The organism is Streptomyces albiflavescens (assembly GCF_014645835.1).
GTDB lineage: Bacteria > Actinomycetota > Actinomycetes > Streptomycetales > Streptomycetaceae > Streptomyces > Streptomyces albiflavescens.
The window spans coordinates 281707-307054 of the sequence record NZ_BMMM01000003.1 but is presented as its reverse complement, the minus strand read 5'-3'; the positions used below and the strand labels follow the sequence as shown (position 1 = coordinate 307054).

Annotated in this window: 20 protein-coding genes; 15 read left to right on the top strand and 5 right to left on the bottom strand. The window is 70.0% G+C overall.

From position 1 onward, the window contains the following. Window positions 1-63 precede the first annotated feature (63 nt). The 7 genes from IEY95_RS10705 to IEY95_RS10675 all read left to right on the top strand — a co-directional run bounded on the left by IEY95_RS10705 (window position 64) and on the right by IEY95_RS10675 (window position 8466). Window positions 64-1086, top strand: coding sequence for an AraC family transcriptional regulator (locus IEY95_RS10705; RefSeq protein ID WP_189185700.1), 1023 nt, complete (start codon window positions 64-66; stop codon window positions 1084-1086). A 374-nt stretch (window positions 1087-1460) separates the two neighbouring features. Beyond that, window positions 1461-2519 (top strand): beta-keto acid cleavage family enzyme, encoded by a 1059-nt coding sequence (locus IEY95_RS10700; protein WP_189185699.1) that lies wholly within the window; start codon window positions 1461-1463, stop codon window positions 2517-2519. Window positions 2520-2562: 43 nt separating this feature from the next. Next, entirely contained in the window at window positions 2563-3537 is a 975-nt protein-coding gene (locus IEY95_RS10695; protein ID WP_189185698.1) for a quinone oxidoreductase family protein, read from the top strand. Window positions 3538-3578: 41 nt separating this feature from the next. Then, complete coding sequence (locus IEY95_RS10690; RefSeq protein WP_189185697.1) at window positions 3579-4478, top strand: TauD/TfdA dioxygenase family protein; 900 nt, start codon at window positions 3579-3581, stop codon at window positions 4476-4478. Window positions 4479-4511: 33 nt separating this feature from the next. Then, the gene (locus IEY95_RS10685; protein WP_189185696.1) at window positions 4512-5852 is read left to right on the top strand and encodes an MFS transporter; all 1341 of its coding nucleotides are present in this window, start codon (window positions 4512-4514) and stop codon (window positions 5850-5852) included. Further along, window positions 5849-6472 carry an RBBP9/YdeN family alpha/beta hydrolase gene (locus tag IEY95_RS10680; RefSeq protein WP_189185695.1) on the top strand — a complete coding sequence of 208 codons (624 nt, stop codon included), beginning with the start codon at window positions 5849-5851 and terminating at the stop codon, window positions 6470-6472. Before IEY95_RS10685 ends, IEY95_RS10680 begins: the two co-directional genes overlap by 4 nt. Continuing rightward, window positions 6469-8466: an acetoacetate--CoA ligase gene (locus IEY95_RS10675; protein ID WP_189185694.1), complete on the top strand. Its 1998-nt coding sequence runs from the start codon at window positions 6469-6471 to the stop codon at window positions 8464-8466. Before IEY95_RS10680 ends, IEY95_RS10675 begins: the two co-directional genes overlap by 4 nt. Before the next feature lie 265 nt (window positions 8467-8731). On the opposite strand, the gene IEY95_RS10670 is transcribed toward IEY95_RS10675, so the two are convergent. The 3 genes from IEY95_RS10670 to IEY95_RS10660 all read right to left on the bottom strand — a co-directional run bounded on the left by IEY95_RS10670 (window position 8732) and on the right by IEY95_RS10660 (window position 13710). Continuing rightward, window positions 8732-11101 (bottom strand): DUF8508 domain-containing protein, encoded by a 2370-nt coding sequence (locus IEY95_RS10670; RefSeq protein WP_189185693.1) that lies wholly within the window; start codon window positions 11099-11101, stop codon window positions 8732-8734. 267 nt (window positions 11102-11368) lie between these two features. Continuing rightward, entirely contained in the window at window positions 11369-12373 is a 1005-nt protein-coding gene (locus IEY95_RS10665) for a TolB family protein (RefSeq protein ID WP_229702802.1), read from the bottom strand. Continuing rightward, window positions 12370-13710, bottom strand: coding sequence for an MFS transporter (locus IEY95_RS10660; RefSeq protein WP_229702800.1), 1341 nt, complete (start codon window positions 13708-13710; stop codon window positions 12370-12372). Before IEY95_RS10660 ends, IEY95_RS10665 begins: the two co-directional genes overlap by 4 nt. Window positions 13711-14017: 307 nt before the next feature. Between IEY95_RS10660 and IEY95_RS10655 the strand changes: the two genes are divergently transcribed. From IEY95_RS10655 to IEY95_RS10640, 4 genes are all read left to right on the top strand, one after another. Beyond that, window positions 14018-15382 (top strand): CBM96 family carbohydrate-binding protein, encoded by a 1365-nt coding sequence (locus tag IEY95_RS10655; protein WP_229702798.1) that lies wholly within the window; start codon window positions 14018-14020, stop codon window positions 15380-15382. Between the two features lie 377 nt (window positions 15383-15759). Then, window positions 15760-16179 carry an aspartate 1-decarboxylase gene (panD, locus tag IEY95_RS10650; RefSeq protein WP_189185690.1) on the top strand — a complete coding sequence of 140 codons (420 nt, stop codon included), beginning with the start codon at window positions 15760-15762 and terminating at the stop codon, window positions 16177-16179. A gap of 59 nt (window positions 16180-16238) precedes the next feature. Then, complete coding sequence (locus tag IEY95_RS10645) at window positions 16239-16583, top strand: GNAT family N-acetyltransferase (protein WP_189185689.1); 345 nt, start codon at window positions 16239-16241, stop codon at window positions 16581-16583. 13 nt (window positions 16584-16596) lie between these two features. Continuing rightward, on the top strand, window positions 16597-17271 hold the full coding sequence (locus tag IEY95_RS10640) for an aspartate/glutamate racemase family protein (protein ID WP_189185688.1): 675 nt from the start codon (window positions 16597-16599) through the stop codon (window positions 17269-17271). Between the two features lie 436 nt (window positions 17272-17707). On the opposite strand, the gene gnd is transcribed toward IEY95_RS10640, so the two are convergent. Continuing rightward, window positions 17708-19141: an NADP-dependent phosphogluconate dehydrogenase gene (gnd, locus tag IEY95_RS10635; protein ID WP_189185687.1), complete on the bottom strand. Its 1434-nt coding sequence runs from the start codon at window positions 19139-19141 to the stop codon at window positions 17708-17710. A gap of 273 nt (window positions 19142-19414) precedes the next feature. Between gnd and IEY95_RS10630 the strand changes: the two genes are divergently transcribed. Next, a complete protein-coding gene (locus tag IEY95_RS10630; protein WP_189185686.1) occupies window positions 19415-20554 on the top strand; it encodes a transglycosylase family protein in 1140 nt (379 codons plus the stop codon). Here the strand turns inward: IEY95_RS10630 and IEY95_RS10625 are convergent. Beyond that, complete coding sequence (locus tag IEY95_RS10625; RefSeq protein WP_189185685.1) at window positions 20544-21809, bottom strand: DMT family transporter; 1266 nt, start codon at window positions 21807-21809, stop codon at window positions 20544-20546. The two genes, IEY95_RS10630 and IEY95_RS10625, sit on opposite strands and share 11 nt — an antisense overlap. Before the next feature lie 210 nt (window positions 21810-22019). Between IEY95_RS10625 and IEY95_RS10620 the strand changes: the two genes are divergently transcribed. From IEY95_RS10620 to glgC, 3 genes are all read left to right on the top strand, one after another. Further along, window positions 22020-22769 (top strand): (2Fe-2S)-binding protein, encoded by a 750-nt coding sequence (locus IEY95_RS10620; protein WP_189185684.1) that lies wholly within the window; start codon window positions 22020-22022, stop codon window positions 22767-22769. Window positions 22770-22854: 85 nt separating this feature from the next. Further along, window positions 22855-24006: a glycogen synthase gene (glgA, locus tag IEY95_RS10615; protein ID WP_189186006.1), complete on the top strand. Its 1152-nt coding sequence runs from the start codon at window positions 22855-22857 to the stop codon at window positions 24004-24006. An 80-nt stretch (window positions 24007-24086) separates the two neighbouring features. After that, on the top strand, window positions 24087-25307 hold the full coding sequence (glgC, locus tag IEY95_RS10610; protein WP_189185683.1) for a glucose-1-phosphate adenylyltransferase: 1221 nt from the start codon (window positions 24087-24089) through the stop codon (window positions 25305-25307). Window positions 25308-25348 lie beyond the last annotated feature (41 nt).

The window sequence follows — 25348 nt, the reverse complement described above, 5'->3', positions numbered from 1 at the left end:
ATGCTTGACGTAAGGAGACGGGAAACTTAACTTCTGGGGACCCGCAGCCCCTGGAGCGTGCCCATGAGGCCCCTTGCCCGCACCGCCGCGCTGAACGGTTACGTCGAGCTGAGTCGTTCCCTCGGTCTGGATCCGCGGGAGATGATGAGGAGCGTCGGCCTGGACACCGCGGACCTTGCCGTCCAGGACCGGTGGATCTCGGGCACGGCGGTGGTCAGCCTGCTGGAGCTGTCGGCCGCCGCCTCCGGGCGCGAGGATTTCGGGCTGCACCTGGCGGAGCTGCGGCGCTTCTCCAACCTTGGTCCGATCAGCCTGCTCGTGCGTGAAGAGCCCGACGTGCGCAGCGCCTTGGCCCTGCTGATCCGCCATCAGCACACGTACAACGAGGTACTGCACGCCCGGCTCTCGGAAGGCAATGGGGTGGCCACGCTCAAGGTCGACCTCCGGCTCGGCGAGCCGCAGCCGGCCCGGCAGGGCACGGAGCTCGCCGTGGGCGCGTTCCACCGCGTGCTGTGCGGCTTCCTCGGCCCGCGCTGGCGTCCGTCGTCGGTCTGCTTCACCCACCGGGCGCCGCGCGACACCGCCGGACACCGTCGCCTGTTCGGGCCGGTGGTGGAGTTCGACCGCGGCTTCAACGGCATCGTCTTCTACGCCGAGGACCTGGACGCCCCCAACGCCATGGCCGACGCACAACTGCGCAGCTACACCTGGCAGTACTTCGAGCCCTTCGCGGCCCCCAAGGAGGCCTCCGAGGCCGACCGGGTGCGCGACCTGATCGAGGCGCTGCTGCCGACCGGGCGCTGCTCCATCGAGCAGATCGCGCGCAGCCTCGACGTCGACCGGCGCACCGTGCACCGCCATCTGGCCCGGTGCGGGGAGACGTTCTCCTCCCTGCTCAATACGACCCGCAGAGCGCTCGCGGAGCAGTTCGTCGCCAATCCCAGCCGTTCCCTGACCGAGGTATCCACCCTGCTGGGGTTCTCGTCGCTGAGTGCGTTCTCCCGCTGGTTCCACGAACAGTTCGGCACCGGTCCGCGGGATTGGCGCAAGAGCCGGACCGGCTCGGCGACGCTCGACGGAAGCTGAACCCGCGGGACGCACACGGACGGTAGCGCCGCCGCATCCGCGGGACGCACGCGGACGGTAGCGCCGCCGCATCCGCGGGACGCACGCGGACGGTAGCGCCGCTGTACCCATACGTGTGTCCCCGATTGGCAAGTCACCTGTCACCACAGGCAAAGCGGGCACCTGCCGCCCGCCCTACCGTGGCACCACCGCGCAGGCGGCCGGCCTCCGGAGGGAAGACCCTTCGACTCCCCTGAGGGCACTCCCTCCGGACCGGCCCGCGACCATCTGGGCCACGTGCTGCCACCAGCCCGGACGACCGCTGCCGCAGGACATGTCGTCCCGTCGGCCGCCCGCTCCGGGACGCCATGTCCCCGACGCCAAGGAGAAGCACCGTGCACTTCCACGACGACTCCCTCTTCCCGGAGAACCAGGAGAAGCTGGTGATCCAGGCCGCGCCGTACGGCCCCGAGTGGCTTCCCGGGGACGCGGACGACCTGCCCCTGACCATGGACGAGCACGTACAGGCGGCCGTCGACTGTTACAACGCCGGCGCGACGGTGCTCCACATCCATGTGCGTGAGCTCGACGGCAAGGGCTCCAAGCGGATGTCCATGTTCAACGAACTGCTCGGGCGGCTGCGCGAGACCGTGCCGGACATGGTGCTCCAGATCGGCGGTTCCATCTCCTTCGCCCCCGAGGGTGAGGGCGGCGATGCCAAGTGGCTCGCCTACGACACCCGCCACCTGCTGGCCGAACTCACCCCCGCGCCGGACCAGGTGACGATCGCGATCAACACCAGCCAGATGAACATCGTCGAGATCATGAACGACGACGACCTGGAGGGCACGTCCATCGCGAAGCCCGACTACTACCGGGCCTACCGCGACATGGTCGTCGAGGCCGGCCCGGACTTCTACCTGGAGCACCTCGAGCGCCTGCGCGCGAACGGCATCCAGCCGCACTTCCAGCTCGCCCACCTGGCACAGCTGGAGACCGTGGAGCGGCTGATCCGCTCGGGCGTCTACACCGGCCCGCTGATCCTCAACTACGTGGCCATCGGCGGCGGTTTCGCCGGCCGGCACCCCGCCGACCTGGTCGAGTTCATTCGCCGCGTGCCGGACGGCGCCGTTCTGACCATCGAGAGCTCCATGCGCGCCGTGGCTCCGATGAACGCAGTCGCCATCGCCCTCGGCCAGCACGTGCGCGTCGGCAACGAGGACAACCTCTGGCGCGGCAAGGGCGAGCGGATGTCCTCCGTGGCCCAGGTCGAGCAGATGGTGAAGATCTCCGAGGCGCTCGGCCGCGACATCGCCACCGGAGCGGACGCCAAGCGCATCTACCAGCTCGGCGAGTACTACGCCGACGCCGACGAGACCCTCGCCCGGCTCGGCATGGTGCCCAACCGCCGCCCGGGACAGCGCGGCTTCATGCTGCGCGACGTCCAGGCCTGACCCGGCCCCCTTACCCACCCCACGATCCCTCCGGGAGCTCCCTGTGGCACATGCCGTCCGCTTCTACGAAACCGGTGGCCCAGACGTCCTCACCTGGGAGGAGGTGCCCGTCGGTGACCCCGGACCGGGCCAGGTGCGCATCCGGCACGAAGCCGTCGGCCTCAACTTCGCCGACACCTACTTCCGTACCGGGCTCTACCCCGTCCGGCTGCCCGACGGCATCGGCGTCGAGGCCGCCGGCGTGGTGGAGGCGGTCGGCGAGGGCGTCACCAACGTCGCCGCGGGGGACCGGGTGACGTACACCGGGAGCCCCCTCGGTGCCTACAGCACCGAACGGGTCATGGACGCCTCGCACTTGATCAGGTTGCCCCATGGGATCAGCTGCGAGACGGCGGCCGCGATGACCATGCGCGGCCTGACGGCGGCCTACCTCCTGCGCAGGATCCACCCGCTGCGGAAGGGTGACACGGTACTGCTGCACGCGGCCGCGGGCGGCGTGGGCCTGATCGTCTCCCAGTGGGCCGCACTGCTCGGCATCCGTGTGATCGGAACGGTCTCCACCGCGGAGAAGGCGGAGCTCGCCCGCGCACACGGATGCGAGCACATCATCCGCTACCAGCACGAGAACGTGGCCGAGCGGGTGCGGGAACTGACCGACGGCGCCGGTGTACCGCTGGTGCTCGACAGCGTCGGCAAGGACACCTTCGCCGGCTCGCTGGCCTCGCTGGCACCTCGGGGACTGCTGGTCTGCTTCGGCACCGCCTCCGGCCCCGTGCCACCGATCGACGCCATGCAACTCGCTGTCCGAGGCTCGCTGTTCGTCACTCGACCTGCCCTCGCCGACTACATCGCCGACCCCGCCGAACGCGATGCTCTGGCAGGAGAGCTGTTCGACCACGTCTCCTCGGGGCGCATCGCCATCGAGATCAACCAGCGCTACCGGCTCGAGGACGCCGTCCAGGCCCACCGAGACCTGGAAGCCGGACGGACCACCGGGTCCTCTGTCTTCGTCCTGTGAGCACGGCACCCTCCACCTTCCCTTCCATGGAGTGAGCACCCATGCCCGACACCCTCTCGTCCGCGCCGCGCCTCGGCGCGCGGTACACCTCGATCGACGTCGAACCGCTGACCTGCACCATCGGAGCCGAACTGCACGGTCTCAGCCTCGCCGACGCGGCCCGTGACGACGACCTGTTCGCCGAGATCAAGAGCCTGCTGCTGCAGTACAAGGTCCTCTTCCTGCGGGACCAGGACATCTCGCGTGCTGACCACGTCGCGTTCGCGTCGCGCTTCGGCCCGCTGGAGGACCACCCCGTCGCCGGCAGCGACCCCGACCACCCCGGACTGGTCCGGATCTACAAGGACCTGGACAGCCCCCCGGAGCACTACGAGAACGCCCTGCACACGGACGGCACCTGGCGGGTGAACCCGTCGATGGGCGCCGTACTGCGCTGCGTCGAATCGCCCCCGGTCGGCGGCGACACGATCTGGGTCAACATGGTGGATGCGTACCGCCGGCTCCCCGACCACATCAAGACCCGGATCGAGGGGCTGCGCGCCCGACACAGCATCGAAGCCACCTTCGGCGCCGTCATGCCCGAGGAACAGCGCCACGCGCTGAAGGAGCGGTTCCCGGACGCCGAGCACCCGGTCGTGCGCACGCACCCGGAGACGGGCGAGGAGATCCTCTTCGTCAACGCGTTCGCGACGCACTTCGTCAACTACCACACGCCCGAGAACGTGCGTTTCGGCCAGGACTACGCGCCCGGCGCGAGCCATCTGCTCACCTATCTGATCAGCCAGGCCGCGATTCCCGAGTACCAGGTGCGCTGGCGCTGGACTCCCAACAGCGTGGCCATTTGGGACAACCGCTCCACCCAGCACTACGCCGTCCAGGACTACTGGCCCGCCGTCCGCAAGATGGAGCGCGCCGGAATCGTCGGCGACAGACCGTTCTGACCTGCTACTTCCCAAGCAGTCGAGGTGATGACAATGGAGTTTCACACCCCTGCGCAGTCCACGGCCCCGACCGCGTCGGCCTGGCCCGTCTCCAAAGGCTATGCCTGGACGGTCTTCGCCCTCAGTTTCGGCCTGCTGCTTTCCGACTACATGTCCCGCCAGGTACTCAACGCCGTCTTCCCGATGCTGAAGGCCGAATGGCTGCTGTCCGACGCCGCCCTGGGGTCGCTCAGCGGTGTCGTGGCCCTGGCGGTTGGCGTGCTCACCTTCCCCATGTCCCTCATGGCCGACCGGTGGGGGAGGGTGCGGAGTCTGCTGATCGCCGCCACGCTGTGGAGCCTGGCCACCCTCGGGTGCGCCCTGTCGGCGAACTACGGCGAGATGTTCGTCGGCCGGCTCTTCGTCGGCATCGGCGAGGCAGCGTACGGCAGCGTGGGGATCGCCGTGGTCCTCAGCATCTTCCCGGCCGCCCTGCGGGCCACACTCTCCGGCGCCTTCATCGCCGGCGGCGCCTTCGGCTCGGTGCTCGGCGTCGCCGTCGGCGGCGCCGTGGCCCAGGCGGCCGGCTGGCGCTGGGCGTTCGCCGCGATGGGGATCTTCGGCCTGGTGCTCGCCGCGGTGTACGGCGTCGTGGTCAAGGAAAGCAGGCTGGCGCCGCGCGGACGGCCCACCGCCGGCGAGGACGGCGCGGCAGCGCCCGAAAGGCTGCGTGCCCACTTGCCCCGCCTGTTCTCCTCCGTCTCCGTCGTCAGTGCCTACGTCGGCAGCGGACTCCAACTGTTCATCGCTGCCGCGCTCCTGTCCTGGCTGCCCAGCTTCTTCAACCGCTACTACCACATGGCACCGGCCGAGGCGGGTGGGGCCGCCGGCGGCTTTGCGTTGATCATCGGCTTGGGGATGATCCTCGGGGGTGTCGTCTCCGACCGCATCAGCTCTACGGCCCCGATCCGCAAGTGGGCCGTCGCCCTCGGCTGTAGCCTCGGCTCGCTGCTCCTGCTGACCCTCTCTTTCCAACTGCCCACTGGACCTGCCCAGTTGCTGACGCTGGGCCTGGGCTCCCTGCTGTCAGCCGGCTCTGCCGGACCCGCGGCGGCCATGGTGGCGAACCTGACCCCCGCCGCCGTCGCCGCGACCGCGTTCGCCACCCTCACCCTGGCCAACAGCCTGCTCGGCCTGGCCCCGGGCCCCGCGGTCACGGGCGCGCTCGCGGACCGCCTCGGCCTGTTGGGCGCCCTGCGTGTCGTGCCCCTCGTCGCGGTCGCGGCCATGGTGGCCTTCCTGGTCGGCCGGCACTGGTACGAACGCGACCTCCTCCGCCTCGACGCCCCAGCCACGAAGGCGGAGCCCAAGCACCCGTCGGAGATTGCCTCATGAGCTCGACCGCAGAACCCACCGTGGTCATCGTCCCCGGTCTGCGCGATCACGTCGCGGACCACTGGCAGACCCTGCTGGCCGAACAGCTCGCCGAGGCCGGCCGCGCCGTCCGCACCGTTCCCCCGGTGACGGGCGAGCGGCTCAGCCTGGACGTCCAGGTCGGCAACCTGGCCGCGGCGCTGGCGGCCCTGGACGGGCCGGTCCTGCTGGTCGCCCACAGCGCCGGCGTCATCACCACGGTGCACTGGGCCCAGCGCCACCGCGCCGACGTACGCGGCGCGCTCCTTGCCACCCCACCGGACTTCGAGACACCGCTGCCGGACGGCTATCCCACTCCTGCCGAACTTGCGGACCACGGCTGGACGCCCGTGCCCCGCGCGCCGCTTGCCTTTCCCAGCCTCCTGGCCGCCAGCGCCGACGACCCGCTCGGCGCACCGGAACGCGTCGCCGAGCTGGCCCGGAGCTGGGGCAGCCGCCTTGTGGAGCTGGGCGCGGTCGGCCACCTGAACCCCGCCTCGGGATACGGCGAGTGGCCCATGGCCGAGGAACTGATTCACATGCTGGAGTCCGGCTCCACCAGCGCACCGCTCGGGGCGACACCTACCGGAGAGCACCCATGAGGCCGGACACCGAACTGCTGTGGACACCGGGGCCCCGCGAGTTGGAGGACTCCAACGTCGCGCTGTTCATGGAATGGCTGGAAGAGACACGCGGCCTGCGCTTCCCCGACTACGCCGAGCTGTGGCGGTGGAGTTCCACCGATCTTGCGGGCTTCTGGTCGGCGGTGTGGGAGTACTACGGACTGGATGCCGTCACCGGATACGACGAGGTGCTGGCTGACGCCACCATGCCGGGAGCCCGCTGGTTCACCGGCGCGCGCCTGAACTTCGCCGAACGGTGCCTCGCCCAGGCAACCGACGAGCGTCCGGCGCTGGTGAGCGTGACCGAGGGCGGCGAACCTGTCGAGATGTCGTGGGACCGGCTGCGCCGCGAGGTCGCGGTCGTCTCGGCCGCTCTCCGGCGGATGGGGGTGAGGCCCGGCGACCGCGTCGCCGGGTATCTCACGAACCTGCCGCAGGCGGTGGTGGCACTGCTCGCCACCGCGGCGATCGGTGCCGTGTGGACGGCCTGCTCACCCGACTTCGGCACCCCAAGCGTGCTCGCTCGGTTGAGGCAGGCCCGGCCGACGGTCCTCATCGCCGCGGACGGCTACCGCTACGGAGGCAGGGAGCACGACAGACGCTCTACGATCACCGAACTCCTGGACGGACTGCCGACCGTCCGCCACCTCCTGGCCGTCGACAACGTCTTCCCACCGCAGACGGACGCATGGTCCGTACGGTCCGGCGTCACCGTGCACGCCTGGTCCGCACTGCCGCCCACCAACAGGGCGCCGGATTTCGCGGACGTACCCTTCGACCACCCGCTGTGGATTCTCTGGTCGTCGGGAACCACCGGTGTCCCCAAGGGAATCGTGCAGGGCCACGGCGGCATCGTCGTCGAACTGCTGAAGGCGCTGGGGCTCGGCGCCGACCTGCGCCCCGAGGACCGGTACATGTTCGTCACCTCCACCAGCTGGATGGTGTGGAACTTCCTGGTCGGCGGTCTGCTGCACGGCAGCACGATCGTCCTCTACGACGGCAGTCCCACGTTTCCCGATGCCGCCGGCGCCTGGCGTGTCGCCGAACGGACCAGGGCGACGATGGTCGGGGTGGGCGCGGCCTATCTCGCGGCCGTGGAGAAGTCCGGTCTGCATCCGGCAGCCGACCTGGACCTCGGTGCCTTGCGCTCGGTCCTGCAGACAGGGTCGGCCATGGCATCGAGCACATGGCGGTGGGCCCATGAACGGCTCGCCCCCGGTGGGTGGCTGCAGTCGATCTGCGGCGGAACCGACATCTGCTCCGTGCTCGCGGGCGGCTCCCCACTCCTCCCCGTACGTGCAGGCCGAATTCAGTGCCCGGCGCTCGGCGTGGCGCTGTCCGCGTGGGACGAGGCAGGACGACCTGTGATCGGCGAGCAGGGAGAGCTGGTGGTGACCGCCCCACTGCCGTCCATGCCACTGCGCTTCGTCGACGACCCCGGTGACGCACGGTACACGGCCACTTACTTCGACACCTATCCGGGTGTGTGGCGGCACGGTGACTGGGTGACCATCGAAACGGACCTGTCGGTCGTCGTGTCCGGCCGTTCCGATTCCACGCTCAATCGCATGGGGGTGCGGATGGGCTCGGCCGACATCTACGCGGTGGTGGAGCAACTGCCCGGCATCTCGGACAGCCTTGTCGTCGGTGTCGAACAGGCGGACGGCGGCTACTTCATGCCGCTGTTCGTCGTGGCCGACGATGGCGAGGAAACCGGCGACCGGTTGCGGCAGCGGATCACAACGGCCATCAAGCGGCAGTTGTCCCCGCGCCATGTGCCCGACGTGATCGTACGGGTGCCCGCGCTGCCCCGCACGCTGACTGGGAAGAAGCTCGAGGTGCCGGTCAAACGGCTGCTGCAGGGCGCGCGCGTGTGCGACGTCGCCGGTCCGGGCGCCGTCACGGACGGCCACATGCTGGACTGGTTCGCAGAATTCGGAGGCAGGAAGACTGGGCCGGTCACGGGGGCATGACCGCGGAAGGGCAGAGCAGCCACCCCGCGAGGTCCCCGACAACAAGGCGCTCGACGCCGATGCAGACATACGGCGCGCCAGGCAGCTCGGCATCGACTGGCGCGGCGTCAGAAAGGTCAGCAACGGGTCGGTGTGACTCCTCGAACGTCAGTGGTGGGTCCGCGTCCCAGAAGACTCCCTCGGTTCGTCGGGGCCTCGTGCCAGAAGCCCTCGTACGCGCGTCGGGGACGCCTCCGGAGGCGTCCCCGACGGCCGGAGCCGAGGGTCAGGGCAGCGGGATACGAACAACCTGCGGGTCGTGATCGGAGAGCTGGGCGGCGAACTCGGAGTTGACATGGACGACGTCATAGCCGTACGCCGTGGCGGCGAGGCCGGCCGACAGCAGGATGTGGTCCAGCACCTGCGAGTTGCCCTCGAAGTCGTAGGTGTACCGCTCCGCGGCGGTAAGCGTGCGGGGCAGGTCTACGAGGCTGTTGTTCGCGGTCAGGATGTCGGCGGTCTGGGAGAACTCGAAGTCGTTCAGATCGCCCAGCACGATCACCGAGGCGCTCGCGTCGACGGCCAGGATCTGATCGACGAAGCTCTTCACCACGGTGGCCTGGTTGTGCCGCTGGGTCTCCGAGGAGCGGGTGGGCGGCTGGAAGTGACCGAACAGCGGCTGGTCACCGCCCTTTGAGTTGAAGTGGTTGGCGATGACGAAGACCGTCTTGCCCTTCCATGTGAACTCACCGGCGAGCGGCTTACGGCTGGAGGAGAAGGCCGAGTTGGCCGGGTCGATACGGCCGGGCGAGTACTTCAGCGACGGCACGCCGAGGGTGTTCACGACCGCGTTCGCCCGAGTGGCCGTCCCGCCGGAGTGGTCGACGAAGGCCAGCCCGCGGTCGGTGCGGTACATGAACACCTGGCGGATATTGCCACCGGGCTCGCCGCCGTCGGCGTCGTTCTGCGGGTTGATCTGCCGGTAGGTGTAACTCGGGCCGCCCGCCGCGGTGATGGCCCCGATCAGCTTGCTCATGGTCTGCTCGCAGGCCACAACGCCGTCGTCGGTGGCGCCGCTGTTGTCCTGGACCTCCTCCAGGGCGACCAGGTCGGGCGACTTCAGGCTGCCCACGATCTGCCCGGCGAGGCCGTCGAACTTCGACTGCGGGTCGGACGGGTCGAGGTTCTCCACGTTGAAGGTGGCGGTGGACAGCTCGCCGGCAGTGGGCGTCTGGGTGGTCTCGGGAGTGATGCCGCCGCTGGTCACCGAGGGCGTGCTGGTGACGAGCAGCTTGAAGTTGCCGAAGGAGTAGTCGAGTACGCCGGTGGTGGCGCCGGACAGGGTGTCGCCGACGTTCACGGTCGGGGTGGCCGCGAGCGAGTCGTCCAGCAGCACCCGCTCCGGGTTGGGATCGCCGGACTGCAGCACAATGCCGCCGCGGTTGGTGCGTGTGGTGCTGTCCTGCGGGACGACCGGGACCTCGCCGTAGCTGTTGCGCGGGCCGACAACTGCGGCGTTGTCGATTTCCACGCGCATTCCCTCCATCGACTCCCAGAAGTCGATGCCGTCGCTCGCCGGGTCGAAGACGCCGCTGTTCTCCACGTCTCCGGTGGCGTCATCCTCGATCACGGCGGCCGGTGGGACGCGTCCCCCGGGGCCGACCAGGGTGGGTGCGGGCAGCGTCGCACCGCTCGCCACAACAGTAATCGTCGGGGCGGTGATCTCGGTGGTGGTGAGGTTGTTGGTGCCGCTGGTGCCGCCGGGGCGGAACTCGCTGACAGTCCCGGCGACGGTCACCGAGTCGGCGACCGCGACCGTCGGGGCGGTGCCGGTGTAGACGAAGATCCCCTCGCTGGTGGCGGGGTCGGTGTCGGGCTGCGGGTCCTGCATCCAGAATCCGTTGCTCGACTTGGCGGTCACCACGCCGGAGACACCGCTGGCCTGCCGGCCGTTCAACGGTGAGATGTGAGCGGTGCCCTGGATGTCGCGGATACGGGTGGCACCGCCGCCACCACCGCCGGAGCTGGAGTTGCGCGGGACGGGCGCGGTGACGGTGAAGTCCGCGGAGTTGTTGTCGGTGTCGGTCGCGCCACCGCCGGTGCGCACGGCGGCGGTGGTGTTCGACAGCGTCCCGGTCGGCGCGCTCTCGTACGAGCTGGCGCTGCTGCCGTAGCCCACGAAGTCCCGCACCCCGGCCTGGCTCGCGCAGCCGGTGGCGCAGGTCAGCGCGGTGGTGCTGGTGACCAGGGCCACCTTCGCGGAGGTCGCGCTCATCGCGATGGTGCCGGTGACGTCCGGCGTGGGCAGCGACGCGGCGCTGCCGGCACCGGCGGCCTCCTGGACCAAGTAGTACTGGCCCGGCGCGATGCTGCCCGACAGTGCCGTCTTCGACCAGGCGGAGCCGGATGCCGAGGCGTACTGCACGGTCCAGCCCGATACGGACACCGTGCTCGTGCCACGGTTGTACAGCTCGATGAAGTCATGGGTGTACGGGGCTCCCGAGTTGCCTCCGCCGCCGTAGACCTGGCTGATCACGATGTCCGACGAGGCCGCGTACGCGGCGTCCTGGGACGGGACCAGCAGACCGCCGACGGCGACCGAAGCAACCGCGGCCGCCGCCCATCGGCGTGTTCTTCCACTTCTCTCCGACTCCACTGTGTTCCTCCCGACTGCAGGCGAAACCGACGCCGGGAACTTTGGCAGCGAAAGCCGCACCTACGCGCGCGTCAACCTGTCAATTTCCAATGAACAAAAGGAGAAGCGGACGGCTCCGGCTGCCCCTGGCAGCAGGCGCCGCCCCATCGTCCGCCGGGTCAGGCCCACTTCGGGCAGAGGCCGCATCGGAGTTTGCCGGTACGGCCTCTTGGTTGCTCCGGACGGCGGCGATCGCCCAAGTGCCTCTCCTACGTGGCTGGTCCAGGGTCATCCCAGGGCGGCGGGTGACTCTGCCCCGGGTATCAGCAGGTGAGGTTTGCCGGAGCCGTCAGCCGTCACGGACCAGACGTCGGGGTCGCCGCTGCTGTCTCGCAGTGTGTAGGCGATCGTGGCGTCGTCGAGCCAGGCAGCCTGGTCGTCGATGCTGCGGGTCTCGGACAGCCGCCTCACCCGCATCGAGGCCAGGTCGAGTACGGACAGCCGCCAGCCGCGGGTGGGATCGGCCCCGATGGCCTCCTTGAACGCGATGCGGGTGCCGTCGGGGGACAGCGACGGGCACTCGACGTTCTCCTTGAGCGTGCGAACGGCTCTGGCGGCGAAGTCACCCTCGACGAGGTATCGGCGGCCGCCCGTGGACATGGCCGCGTAGAACCGGTTGTCGTCGGCGGCGAAGGTGACGCCCCAGAAGTTGACGTCAGCGGCCCGGTAGGGCCGGCCGTCCTTGGTCACTGCAAACGTCTCCAGTGTGCTCGCGAGCGCGCCGGTGCGGGTGTCGAGGATGCCGGTCCGGGTGGAGAAGCCACTGCTGGTGTACGAGTCGCCGCCGACGAAGGTGGTCCATGCCACCATGCGGCCGCTGGCCGAGACACGAGCGCGGTTGGGCAGGCCGGGGACGGAGATCGCCCGCTTCTCATGGAGCTTCTGGTCGAGGACGACAACGTGGTAGGCCCACGGGGAGTCGGGACGGATACAGACGCCCGTGCCTGCCGCGGCATAGACGCGGACGCACTCCAGCGGGGCGACCGCACGCGGGCCGCTCGGGTCGCCCCGCGAGACGGTGGCGAGATGGCGGTTGCTGACCACCAGCAGTCGCGGACCGGGAGCCAGCGTCATACGGTCCGCTCTGGTGGTGACCGAATCAGTTGTGGCGCCGGTGGTGGTCTGGTGGGGGGCCAGCCGGATGTAGCCTACGGCGGCGACGGCGAGCACCGCAGTGGTAGCCATGACGATGGCGATCCGGGCCCGCGGTGTCAGGTCGCTCAGCGCGCTCAACTGGATACCTCCTTGGTGGCAGCAATGGCCGGGCGTGCAAGCAGCACGGCGGTGGCGGTGATCGCCACCACTACGCCTCCGGCGGCCGCCCGAGTGGCAGTGACCGGACCCCATGCCTGCCAGGCCATCCCGAACAGGACCGAGGAAACGAGGTAGGCCAGTGCCTGGCCGGTCTGGATGATCGCGATGCCGGTGGTGCGCAGCCGCTCGGGCAGTAGTGGGCCTGCAAGAGCCATGAGCACGCCATCGGTGGCGGCATAGAAGATGCCGTAGAGGCCGAGTGTCAGGACGATCAGCGGCCACCCGCCCAGCGGCCCGAACAGCAACAGGTAGACGGCGACCAGCGACGTGTAGCCGCCCAGCATGACCCGCAGCCTGCCGACCCGGTCGGCCAGGGTGCCGATGGGAGCGGCGAGCAGCAGGTAGCCGAGGTTGGTACCGACCGCGAGCAGCGGAAACCAGCCTGCGTTCAGCTCCTCGCGTCGCTGCAGAAGCAGGTACACGAAGCCGTCGCCGACGGTGGCCAGGCCGAGCAGGCAGGCCGCGAGGACGAGGCGGCGGACGGGCGCGTCGCGCAGCAGCGACACGGCGTCGCGCGGTGAGACAGTCGCGGCTGCGGGTTTCACATCGCGCCGGTCGCGGACGAACAGGACGAGCAGCACAACACCGAGGACGGCGATGCAGAAGCTGGTGACGAAGACCGCGTCGAAGGACTGGCCGGCGGCGGCGAGCACCGCCAAGGCCACCAGCGGGCCGAGGAAGGCGCCGAGGCTGTCCATCGCCCGGTGCACGCCGAAGGCCCGGCCCAGGGTGTCCGGTGGCGTCGACAACGTGATCAGTGCGTCCCGAGGTGCCGTGCGCAGTCCCTTTCCGGTCCGGTCGACCGCGATCACCAGCCCGATCGCGGCGACCGACCGGCCTGCCGCGAGCAGGCCGAGCTTGGCGACGGCCGAGAGCGCGTAACCCATGCCCGCCACCGCCTTGCGGCTGCGCGTCCGGTCGGCGACGTAACCGCCGACGATCCGCAGCAGCGCCGTGGCGCCGGTGTAGGTCCCGTCGACCACTCCGTAGGCCATCGGGCCGAGCTGGAGGCCGAGTACCAGGTAGAGGGGAAGCACTGCGGTGACCATCTCGGCGGAGATGTCGGTGACCAGGCTGACCGCGCCGAGAGCGAAGACGTTGGCGCTGATCGTGGTCAGCCGGCGCCTGTCGGCTCCGTCTGTGCCGACGGCCCTTTTGGACCAGCCGATTGTCGACAGGTACACGCGGTTGCACACCTCCTGCTGCTTGCGCTGGGCGAGCGGGTGGGGGGTGCCGCCGCGTCGGCGGACGCTCACGGGAGCGTCCGTATGCAGCGGAACTCGATCGCGATGACGACGGCCCATCGTCGGGTGCCCGCAGCGCGTGAACCACCCCTGGCAGTCGGCGAGCGGGCATGCAGTAGCTGAACAACGGATGGCGTACTGACAGCCCGTCAGAACACGTGAGCGAGCGCGAAAAGCGCTCATTCACAGCTCACTCACAGTTCATTCAAAGGGGGGTGTCGGCGGCATCGGTGGGTCCCTAAGTTCCCGAATCGCCCTCCACAGCCCTCACTTCAGAAGGGACCACCCGATGGGCAACCGCCGCTTCCGGAGATCAACGTTGGCGGGAGGAGCAGTCGCGCTGACGGCCGTAGCCGTCGCAGGCCTGCTCACCACCGCTCCCGTGGCCACCGCGGCCACGACCACGTTCACCCCGGTCGCCGACACCTACGTGCAGTCCAACACGGCGTCCACCAACTACGGCACCTCGACCCAGTTCGTGGTCGACAACTCCCCGGTGCGCCAGTCGTTCCTGAAGTTCACCGTGAGCGGCGTCACCGACCCGGTGACCAGCGCTAAGCTGCGCATCCGTGCCATCACCAACAACAACGGCAGCAGCAACGGCGGCACGTTCAAGGCGATGACCAACACCACGTGGTCGGAGACCGGCACGACCTGGAACAACAAGCCCGCCATCGACGGCGCCACCCTGGGCACCCTCGGCTCGGTCGTCCCTGACGGCTGGTACGAGATCGATGTGACCTCGCTCGTGACCGGCAACGGCACGTTCAGCGTCGGCGCGACCTCCCCCAACAACGACGGCGCCTACTACGACTCGCGGGAGAGCGGCGCCGACGCCCCGCAGCTGGTGATCACCACCGGCACCACCCCGCCGCCCACCACCACCCCGCCGCCCTCGGGTGATCCGGTGCTGGTCGGCGCCGGTGACATCTCCAACTCCGGCACGGGCGACACCTCGACCGCCAACCTGCTGGACAACATCCCCGGCACCGTGTTCACCGCCGGCGACAACGTCTACGACAGCGGCACCGCCACGGAGTTCGCCACCTACTACGACCCGACGTGGGGCCGGCACAAGGCCCGCACCAGGCCGGCACCGGGCAACCACGACTACAACACCTCCGGCGCCACCGGCTACTACAACTACTTCGGCGCCAACGCCGGCCCGTCCGGCCAGGGCTACTACTCCTACGACCTCGGCAACTGGCATGTGGTCTCGCTGAACTCCGAGGTCAACATGGCCGTCGGCTCCCCGCAGGAGCAGTGGCTGCGCTCTAACCTGGCCGCCAGCACCAAGCCGTGCACCCTCGCCTACTGGCACAAGCCGCGGTTCACCTCCGGCGCCAACCACGCTCCCGACACCTCGACCGGACCCCTCGTCCAGGCGCTGTACGACAACAACGCCGACGTGATCGTCGCGGGCCACAACCACCAGTACGAGCGGTTCGCTCCCATGAACCCCGGCGGCCAGCTCGACACCACCCGCGGCATCCGGCACTTCGTCGCCGGCATGGGCGGCGCCAGCCACTACAGCTTCGGCACCATCATGCCCAACAGCGAAGCCCGCAACAGTGACACCTACGGCGTGCTCAAGTTCACCCTGCACGCCAACAGCTACGACTGGCAGTTCGTGCCTGAGGCGGGCAAGACCTACGCCGACAGCGGCACTACCAGTTGCCACTGAGTGATCACCTCTCGCACGAAGGGGGGCGTCCGTGGCCAAGCCACGGGCGGCCCCCGCCGACTGCCCACTGCAGTGAGCATCCCGGCTGCGTCCGCCCGTCGTACTGCACCAGGACGGATGATCAAGCCGGCTGATCAAGGCCATCCGGCACACGATGCCGCACGTGCCGGGCACGACGAGGAAGGGAAAACTCGCCGAGAACCCATGACGCGCGGGCTCACGTGACTGGCGCGGCGTCAGAAAGGTCAGCAACGGGTCAGTGTGAGTCCTCGAACACTCGGCGACAGCTGACCGAACAGGCGAATCGATGTACGCTCCGGAGACCGCCCTTGACCTGCAAAAAGCGGGCAGGGAGCAGACAAATCGGGAGTTTCTCCGTGCTTCGAACCATGTTCAAATCCAAGATCCACCGAGCCACCGTCACCCAGGCCGACCTGCACTACGTGGGATCGGTGACCATCGACGCGGACCTGCTGGACGCCGCCGATCTGCTGCCGGGCGAGCTCGTCCACATCGTCGACATCTCCAACGGTGCCCGCCTGGAGACATACGTCATCGAGGGTGAGCGCGGCTCCGGAGTCATCGGCATCAACGGAGCGGCGGCCCATCTCGTCCATCCCGGAGATCTGGTGATCATCATCAGTTACGCTCAGGTCTCCGACGCCGAGGCGCGGGCGCTGCGGCCGCGGGTCGTGCACGTGGACCGTGACAACCGGATCGTGGCCCTCGGCGCGGATCCGTCCGAGCCGGTGCCGGGCTCGGACCAGGAGCGCAGTCCGCAGGCCGTCACCGTCTGAACCTCGGCGGAGCAAGGCGGACCCGTGGACGCGTGGACCAGAGAACCCGAGGAGTGCCCATGAGCGACATCGAGATCCGTGACGACCGGGCGGGCGGCCGCCTGGAGGCGTTCGCCGGGGATGAAGTGGTCGGCCACATCGAGTACTTCGTGCTCGAAGCGCCCGCGCGGGCACTCGTTCCCGTGCACACCATCGTGGAACCGGAGCACGAGGGCAAGGGCATCGCGGGCTCCCTCGCCCGTGAGCTGTACGCCATCGCCGCGCGCGAGGGCATCGTGGTCGCACCGCTGTGCCCGTACGTCGTGAAGTGGGCGGCGCGTCACCCCGAGGAGGCTCCGGCGGCCGATCCGCAGCTGCTGGACGCGGCGGTGGAGTGGCTCAAGGCCCACCCGGGGCGCTTCTGAGGACGGTGTCCTGATGCCCCGGTCCGGCCCGCTCGCCCTGCTGCACACCTCGTCCGTCCACGTCCCCGTCTTCGACGCGCTGCGCGACGAGGCCCACCAGGGGCTGGAACTGCGGCACTTGGTGGCCGAGGAGCTGCTGGCCCGCGCCCGGAGCGAGGGCCCCGACGCGGTGGCCGACGCTGTGCGGGCGCTGCTCGACCAGGCCGTCGCTCAGGGCGCGCGGGCGGTGCTCTGCACCTGCTCGACCATCGGCGCCGTCGCCGAGCGGACCGCCGTCGGCGTTCCCGTGCTCCGCGTGGACCGCCCGATGGCCGCCGCCGCGGTGGCCATGGGGCCGCGTGTCGTCGTCCTCGCGGCGCTGGAGAGCACCCTGGGGCCGACGGTCGCCCTCGTCGAGGAGGAGGCCCGCAGCGCCGGGCGCCCTGTCGACGTTCGCACCGTGTCGGCCGAGGGCGCGTGGGCCCTCTTCGAGGCGGGCGACACGGACGGGTACGTCCGTGCGGTGGCGGCAGCCGCCGACGCGGTCACCGATGCTGACGCGATCGTCCTCGCCCAGGCGTCCATGGCTGCGGCCCAGCGCCTGACCGCGACCTCGACTCCGGTGCTGTCCAGCCCCCGCCCGGGGCTCGCCGCCGGAGCGGAGGCGGTGTGGGGCGGTCGGTCGGCCGCGGCGGCGCACGCCGAGTAGGACCACCTGGTCTCCATCCCTCGCGCGACGGGGTGAGTGGGTGCGCGGGGGCAGGGTACGCGTGGGACAAGTCCAGGGCCGACGTACCGACTGGCTGGAGGACACCATGACGCATCCGTTCCCAGACCCGGTGAAACCGGGCCCCACCCCGGGCCCGGGCCCCGACCGCCCGGAGCCCTTCCCGAACCCGACCCCGGACCCGGGCCCCCACCCCTCCCCGGAGCCCGTCCCGCCGCCGTCCCCGATCCCGAAGCCACCGGGCCCCGACCCGGTACCGGAGCCGGAGCCCCAGCCGGGGCCGATCTCCTGAGCAGGCATCCGAGCAGACATCCAACGACAACGCGGCCGGCGCGTCCGACGCGCCGGCCGCTCCCGACCACGACGAAGCCGTCACGCCCCGACTCCAGGGACGTGACGGCTTCGGCAGAGCAGGCGCCTACGCCTCGACCTCCGACCGGTCGCCGCCCCACAGGGTGTGGAACGACCCCTCCCGGTCCGTACGGCGATACGTGTGCGCCCCGAAGAAGTCCCGCTGCCCCTGGGTGAGGGCGGCGGGCAGACGCTCGGCGCGCAGGGCGTCGTAGTAGGCGAGGGCCGCGGAGAAGCCGGGCGTGGGCACGCCCTGGCGGGTGGCGGCGACGAGCACCTCGCGCCAGTCGTCCTGGGCCGCCGCGATCTCCTGCGCGAACGTCTCGTCCGACAGCAGGCTCGGCAGGTCGGGCCGGGCGTCGTAGGCGGCGCGGATGCGGTCGAGGAAGGCGGCGCGGATGATGCAGCCGCCGCGCCAGATGGAGGCGACGGCACCGAGGTCGATGTTCCAGTCGTACTCGGTGCTGCCCGCGGTGATCTCGTGGAAGCCCTGCGTGTACGAGACGATCTTGGACGCGTACAGCGCCTGCTCCACCCGGTCGGCGAAGGCCGCCGCCTCGCCGAGCTGCGTGGCCTTGGGGCCGGCGAGTCCGCGCGAGGCGGCCCGCAGATCGGCGTGCCCGGACAGCGAGCGCGCGAAGACCGCCTCGGCGATACCGGACACCGGAACACCGAGGTCGAGCGCGATCTGGACCGTCCAGCGGCCTGTGCCCTTCTGCTCGGCCCGGTCCTCGACGATGTCCACGAACGGCTTGCCCGTCGCCGCGTCCACATGTGACAGCACCTCGGCGGTGATCTCGATCAGATACGAGTCGAGCCGGCCCGTGTTCCAGGTGCGGAAGATGTCCGCGATCTGCGCGGGGGAGTAGCCCGCCACATCGCGCAGCAGCTGGTACGCCTCGCCGATCAGCTGCATGTCGGCGTATTCGATGCCGTTGTGGACCATCTTCACGAAGTGGCCAGCGCCGTCGGGACCGACGTGCGTCACACACGGAGCGCCGTCGTTCGCCTTCGCGGAGATCTTCTCCAGCATCGGCCCGAGGGACTCGTACGACTCCTTCGAGCCGCCCGGCATGATGCTGGGCCCGTGCAGCGCGCCCTCCTCGCCGCCGGAGACGCCCGTGCCGACGAAGTGGATGCCCTGCTCGCGCAGTGCGCGCTCGCGGCGCCGGGTGTCCGCGAAGTGCGCGTTGCCACCGTCGATGATCATGTCGCCGGGTTCCAGGAGCGGAGCGAACTCCTGGATCACCGTGTCGGTCGGCTCACCCGCCTTGACCATGATCATCAGGCGTCGCGGCCGCTCGAGCGCCGCCACGAACTCCTTCGCCGTCTCGGTCGCGACGAACTCGCCTTCGTGACCGAACTCCTCCATCAGCGCGTTCGTCCGTGCCACGGTGCGGTTGTGCACGGCGACCGTATAGCCGTTGCGTGCGAAGTTGCGGGCGAGATTGCGCCCCATGACCGCGAGACCCGTGACGCCGATCTGGGCTGAAGTGCTCATACGGTTGGCTCCCAAAGCTCCTGGAAATCGGTAATGCCGGTCTGCCCGCCAGTATTACGCCACCGCGACCCCGACTCACCGATTCGCCGTCCACGTATCCTGACTTGCCGACGGTGTGTACGCAGAAGGTGCCCCACCTGCCTCAGTGACCCGAGGAACGCGTGGTGATTCCCGGTCACTTGGGGCGCCGGGACGGCCGATTGCCCTCTTGTCATGGCCTGTTCGCAGCGCATACTTTTGCCGCTCCTGACGCATGTCGAGGGGGGCTCGCTCATGGCCGTACGCGGCCGGCACCGCCGGTACCAGCCCAACAGGATCAACCGCGCCTCACTCACTGTCACGGCCGGCGGCGCGGGTATAGCGCTCCCGCTCGTCGGAACCAGTGTTGCCCACGCAGCCGATGTGGGCACCTGGAACAAGGTCGCCGCCTGCGAGTCAAGCGGCAACTGGAGCATCAACACGGGCAACGGCTACTACGGCGGCCTGCAGTTCACCCGGTCCACCTGGGAGGCCTACGGCGGCAAGGTGTACGCGCAGCGCGCGGATCAGGCCACCAAGGACCAGCAGATCGCCGTCGCCGAGAAGGTGCTGAGGGGCCAGGGGCCCGGCGCCTGGCCGGTGTGCTCGGTCCGTGCCGGGCTGACCAGAGGCGGCGACACCCCCGACATCAGCCCGTCCGGCACCACGCCCCAGACGACGAAACGCTCCGTGCGGGACGTGCAGCCGCACACCACGCCCCAGTCGCAGGCGGGCACCGCCGAGATGTACACGGTCGTGCACGGCGACACGCTCTCCGGCATCGCCGACTCCCGGCATGTCCAGGGCGGCTGGCAGCGGCTGTACGCCGCCAACCGCAAGACCGTGGGCTCCGACCCGGATCTGATCCTGCCGGGTCAGCGGCTGAACCTGCACGGCAAGGCCCAGGCGCCCGTGCACACCCAGACCGCGCCGGCGCCGACGAAGAAGCCCTCGGCCGACCGGACCTCCTCGGACAGAGCCAAGAAGGCGCCCTCCTTCGTCGCCCCCGTGAACGCTGCGACCGGCACGCCCTACCGTGCCGCCGGTTCCTCCTGGTCGAAGGGCTACCACACGGGTGTCGACTTCCCCGTGCCCACCGGGACCTCCGTGAAGGCGGTCGCGGCCGGTCAGATCGTCAGCGCGGGCTGGGGCGGTTCCTTCGGCTACCAGGTGGTGATCCGGCACGCCGACGGCCGCTACACGCAGTACGGCCACCTGTCCGCGATCTCCGTGAAGACGGGGCAGAGCGTGGTGAGCGGCCAGCGCATCGGCCGCTCGGGGTCCACGGGCAACAGCACGGGCCCACATCTGCACTTCGAGGTGCGGACGGGGCCCGGCTTCGGATCCGACATCGACCCGGTGGCCTACCTGAGGGCGGGCGGGGTCAGGATGTGACCCTCGCGCGGTGGTGGTTGACGAAGGCCATCGGCACATACGGCGCGCCGCACAGGACGGTGTAGTACGGCAGTTCGTCCACCGGTGCACTGTCCTGCGAGGTGTTCTCCGCGGCCGGCACCGGCATGGGCCCGGGTACGAAGACCTCCTGGTCCGGAGCGAACACATCCCCGTCCGGCCCGATGACGTCCTCACCCGCTACGAGGATGCCGTCGGCGGGTCCGAAGGCCTCCGCGCGGATCCTGGCGACCGGCTGGTCGGGAAGGCCTACGAGCAGCCCCTCCACATCCGATTCGGCGGTCGTGAGAGCGGCCAGGTCCGGCGACCCGGCCCCGGCGGGGACCGGGACCGGCTCGAACGCGAACGGAACCGTCCCGGGCGTGCCGACGGCGAACGCGGGCTCGGCCGGTACGCTCGCCGGCCGCGTGCCGCCGAGCCGCTCCGTCGTGAGCAGGATCAGACCGCCGGCGGCGACGACTCCGCAGCCCAGCGCCAGGGCGGTGCCCGTCGAGCCGTAGCGGAAGGTTTCGCCGAACATCGTGATGCCGACTGCGGCCGCCACCACGGGGTTCACGACCGTCAGCGTGGCCAGCGGCGCCGCCAGGCCGCCACCTCGGTAGGAGGCCTGCGACAGCAGCATGCCGCCCGTCGCGAAGACACCGATCACGGCGAGGCTGGACACGTCGGAGAGCGAGGTCTGCTGTGACCAGTCCACCGCGACCGTCTTGGTGAACACCGAGGACATGCTGAAGGCGATGCCCGCGGCGACCGCGAGCAGCACACTGCGCACCGCCGGGTGCCGGTGCGCGGCGCGGCCCGCCACCATCAGGGCCGCCACCGAGCCACCCGCCACCACGGCCAGCGCCACCCGCTGGGTGCCGCCGAGCGACTGCGCCTCGGAGGCGCCGACCAGCGACAGCAGGCCTGCAAGGCCCACCGTGGCCATGATCGCGCCGCGCCAGGCGGTCGTTCCGGCCTTGCGGCCGACGAAGAGAGCTGCCATCGGAAGGGCGAAGACTATGGTCAGCGCGCCGAGCGGCTGTACGAGGCTCAGCGGGCCGTAGGCGAGGGCCACCACGTGCAGCAGCCCGCCGAGGCCGTTCAACGCCACGGCGGCCCACCAGCTCGGCCTGCGCAGTGGTGCGTAGGTCTGGCCGGGGGAGGTCAGGGCGACCTGCTCCTGGACGATCGCGCCACCTGCGTACGCGACGGCGGAGACGAACGAGAGCAGCACGGACAAAGCGAGGGCGCTCATGAGTCCCTCCTCTGCGTACGGCGGGCGCGTTGTGCCCGGTGCGACGAACGGTCGGCTTCCATGCAAACAACGATGCCCTGCGAATTAGTTCACGTCGTCGTACCTGAGCAGGCATTGAGTCCTACTGCCGATGGAGTACGAATCGCCCACCGTCCTCCCCAAGGTGGGTTACACGGACGGCCGACCCGCTGGTGGAATCCCCTAGGGGGCTTGGTACTACTGCTCTTCGTGGACCTCGACCCGGAACTCGGAGCGCTCGGCGCGCTCGGCGACTTCTTCGTACTACGCACCGGCGTACCGACGCGCGGCCCGCTGCCCACCCTCGCGCGAACGTACGCAACGCCACGACTCGAGGCCCGGGATGATGTTTACGCGGATCCGATAACTTTTCGTGTGCGAAAGGTCACGCAAAGTCTCCATGCGCCGGAACCTCGGATCGCGGTCTCGATCGCCCACCAGGCTCTCGCCGCCCGGCTGTGGTCGATCGCGCTCGGCGCCGCCGCGCTGTACGGGCAGGTGCCCGACCTCGATCCGGAACTGCTGTGCTGGGATCCGGACGGCAGTGTCCCGGCAGACCTGTGGCTGTCCGAGGTGCGCGCCCTGCCCGCCACGGCCGTCGACGAGGTGGTGCGAGCCGGTCACCTCGCCCCGCTGGCTGCCGCCCTGCACTCCCGGTACCGCATCTCACCACGTCTGTTGTGGGGCAACGCGGGCTCCGCCCTGGCCGGCTCGGTACGCGGGCTCGACCGCTGGGCGCGGGCCAACGGTCGTACCGACGTGGCCGATCGGGCCCACGCACTCGCCTCCCGTCTCTTCGCCCACCCCGACCTCTCCGGCACCCTCGACCCCCACACACTGCGCCGCCGCAGCTGCTGTCTCTACTACCGCCTTCCCGGCGGTGGACTGTGCGGCGACTGCTGCTTCGACCGCCCGCCGCGGTCCGAGGCCGGCCGTTCCTGACAACCGTCGTCTCCGCGTGGTCTTCCCCAACTGCCCCATCTGAGTGACCATGAGGGGCACCAGCCGCTATGACGGGGGGTTCTGTGTGCGCGTGGGACTGCTGACCCGGGAGTACCCGCCGGACGTGTACGGCGGCGCGGGCGTCCATGTCGAGTTCCTCGCCCGGGAGTTGCGCAGCCTCACGGAGCTGGACGTGCACTGCTGGGGCGAGGGCGCCGCGGGCGGCGTCGTGCGCCACCGGCCCTGGCCCTTGCTCGACGGCGCCAACGACGCGCTGCGCACCTTCTCCGTGGACCTCTCCATCGCGGCCGCCCTCGAAGGCCGCGAACTCGTCCACTCGCACACCTGGTATGCCAACCTCGCGGGCCACTTCGGCAAGCTGCTGTACGGCATCCCGCACGTCATGACCGCCCACTCGCTGGAACCGCTGCGCCCCTGGAAGGCCGAGCAGCTGGGCGGCGGCTACGCCCTCTCCAGCTGGGCGGAACGCACCGCCATCGAGGCCGCGGACACGGTGATCGCGGTTTCCGGCGCGATGCGCGAGGACATCCTCAGCTGCTATCCGGCCCTGGACCCGGCCAAGGTGCGCGTCGTGCACAACGGCATCGACACCACCCTCTACCGGCCCGACCCCGGCACGGACGTCCTCGACCGCATCGGTCTGGACACCAGCCGCCCGTACGTCCTGTTCGTCGGCCGCATCACCCGCCAGAAGGGTGTGCCCCAACTCCTGCGCGCGGTGCGGGACATCGACCCGGCCGCCCAGGTGGTGCTGTGCGCGGGCGCCCCCGACACCCCTGAGATCGACCGGGAGTTCCGTGACCTCTTCCGGGAGCTGAGGGGTGTACGGGAGGGAGTGCACTGGATCCCGCAGATGCTGCCGCGTCCGGACGTGATCCAACTCCTCACGCACGCGGCCGTGTTCGTCTGCCCCTCGGTGTACGAGCCGCTCGGCATCGTCAACCTGGAGGCGATGGCCTGTGGTACGGCCGTCGTTGCCTCGCGCGTCGGCGGTATCCCCGAGGTCGTCGAGGACGGACGGACCGGGCTCCTCGTGCCGGTCGAGGGCGACTTCGAAGCGCGGCTCGCGCGCGCTCTCGACTCGCTGCTCGCGGAGCCCGAGGCGGCCCGGCGCATGGGCGAGGCCGGGCGGGAGCGCGCGGTGGGGGAGTTCGGCTGGGACGCGGTGGCCCGGCGGACCGTCCAGGTTTACGAGGAAGTCCTCAAACAGGGGTAGCCATCGGACAGGCGTAGTTCAGCGACACGGGTTCGGCCCGCGACAGGGCAGGGCTCGACCGGGCGTAGAGGGGCGGCGGCATGCGGCGCGGTGGACCTTCGGTGCTGGGAATCGTACTTGCGGGTGGAGAGGGCAAGCGTCTGATGCCCCTCACCGCGGACCGCGCGAAACCCGCGGTCACCTTCGGCGGCACGTACCGCCTCGTCGACTTCGTACTCTCCAATCTCGTCAACGCCGACATCCTGCGCATCTGCGTCCTGACGCAGTACAAGTCGCACTCGCTGGACCGGCATGTGACCACGACCTGGCGGATGTCGAGCCTGCTCGGCAACTACGTCACTCCCGTCCCGGCCCAGCAACGGCTCGGCCCGCGCTGGTACTTGGGCAGCGCCGACGCGATCCTGCAGTCGCTGAACCTCGTGTATGACGAACAGCCCGACTACATCGCGGTGTTCGGCGCCGACCACGTGTACCGGATGGACCCGCGGCAGATGGTCGCCCAGCACATCGAGGGCGGCGCGGGTGTGACGGTGGCCGGGATACGGGTGCCGCGCGCCGAGTCCTCCTCCTTCGGGGTCATCAGCCCCGGCTCGGACGGCCAGACCGTGCAGGGCTTCCTGGAGAAGCCCGCCGATCCGCCCGGACTGCCCGACGACCCCGAGTGCGTGTTCGCCTCCATGGGCAACTACATCTTCACCACCAAAGCGCTGGTGGAGGCGCTTCAGCGGGACGCCGAGGACGAGCACTCCGTGCACGACATGGGCGGTTCGATCCTGCCCATGCTCACCGACCGGGGCGAGGCGCAGCTCTACGACTTCAGCGACAACCACGTACCCGGCGAGACCACCCGCGACCAGGGCTACTGGCGCGATGTCGGAACCCTCGACGCCTACTACGACGCCCACATGGATCTGATCGCCGAGCGCCCCGCCTTCAACCTCTACAACCGCAGCTGGCCCATCTACACCCACTCCGGGCAGCTGTCGCCGGCGAGATTCAACGCCGGTGGCATCGCCGGTGAGTCCATCATCAGCGCGGGCTGCCTGATCCGCGGGCAGGTCACGAGGTCCGTGCTCTCGCCGGGCGTTGTCGTCGACCCGGGAGCTGTCGTCCAGGGCTCCATCCTGCACGACAACGTCCACATAGGGCGGGGCGCGGTCGTGCGCGGCGCGGTCCTCGACAAGAACGTCGAGGTGCCGCCCGGCGCGACGATCGGCGTCAACCCCTCGCGGGACGCGGAGCTCTACACGGTCTCCAAGGCCGGGGTGATCGCATTGGGCAAGGGACAGCTCGTCTCCTGATCGGGTCCCTCGAGCGGGTCCGCCGGGGCGGACGGCCGGAG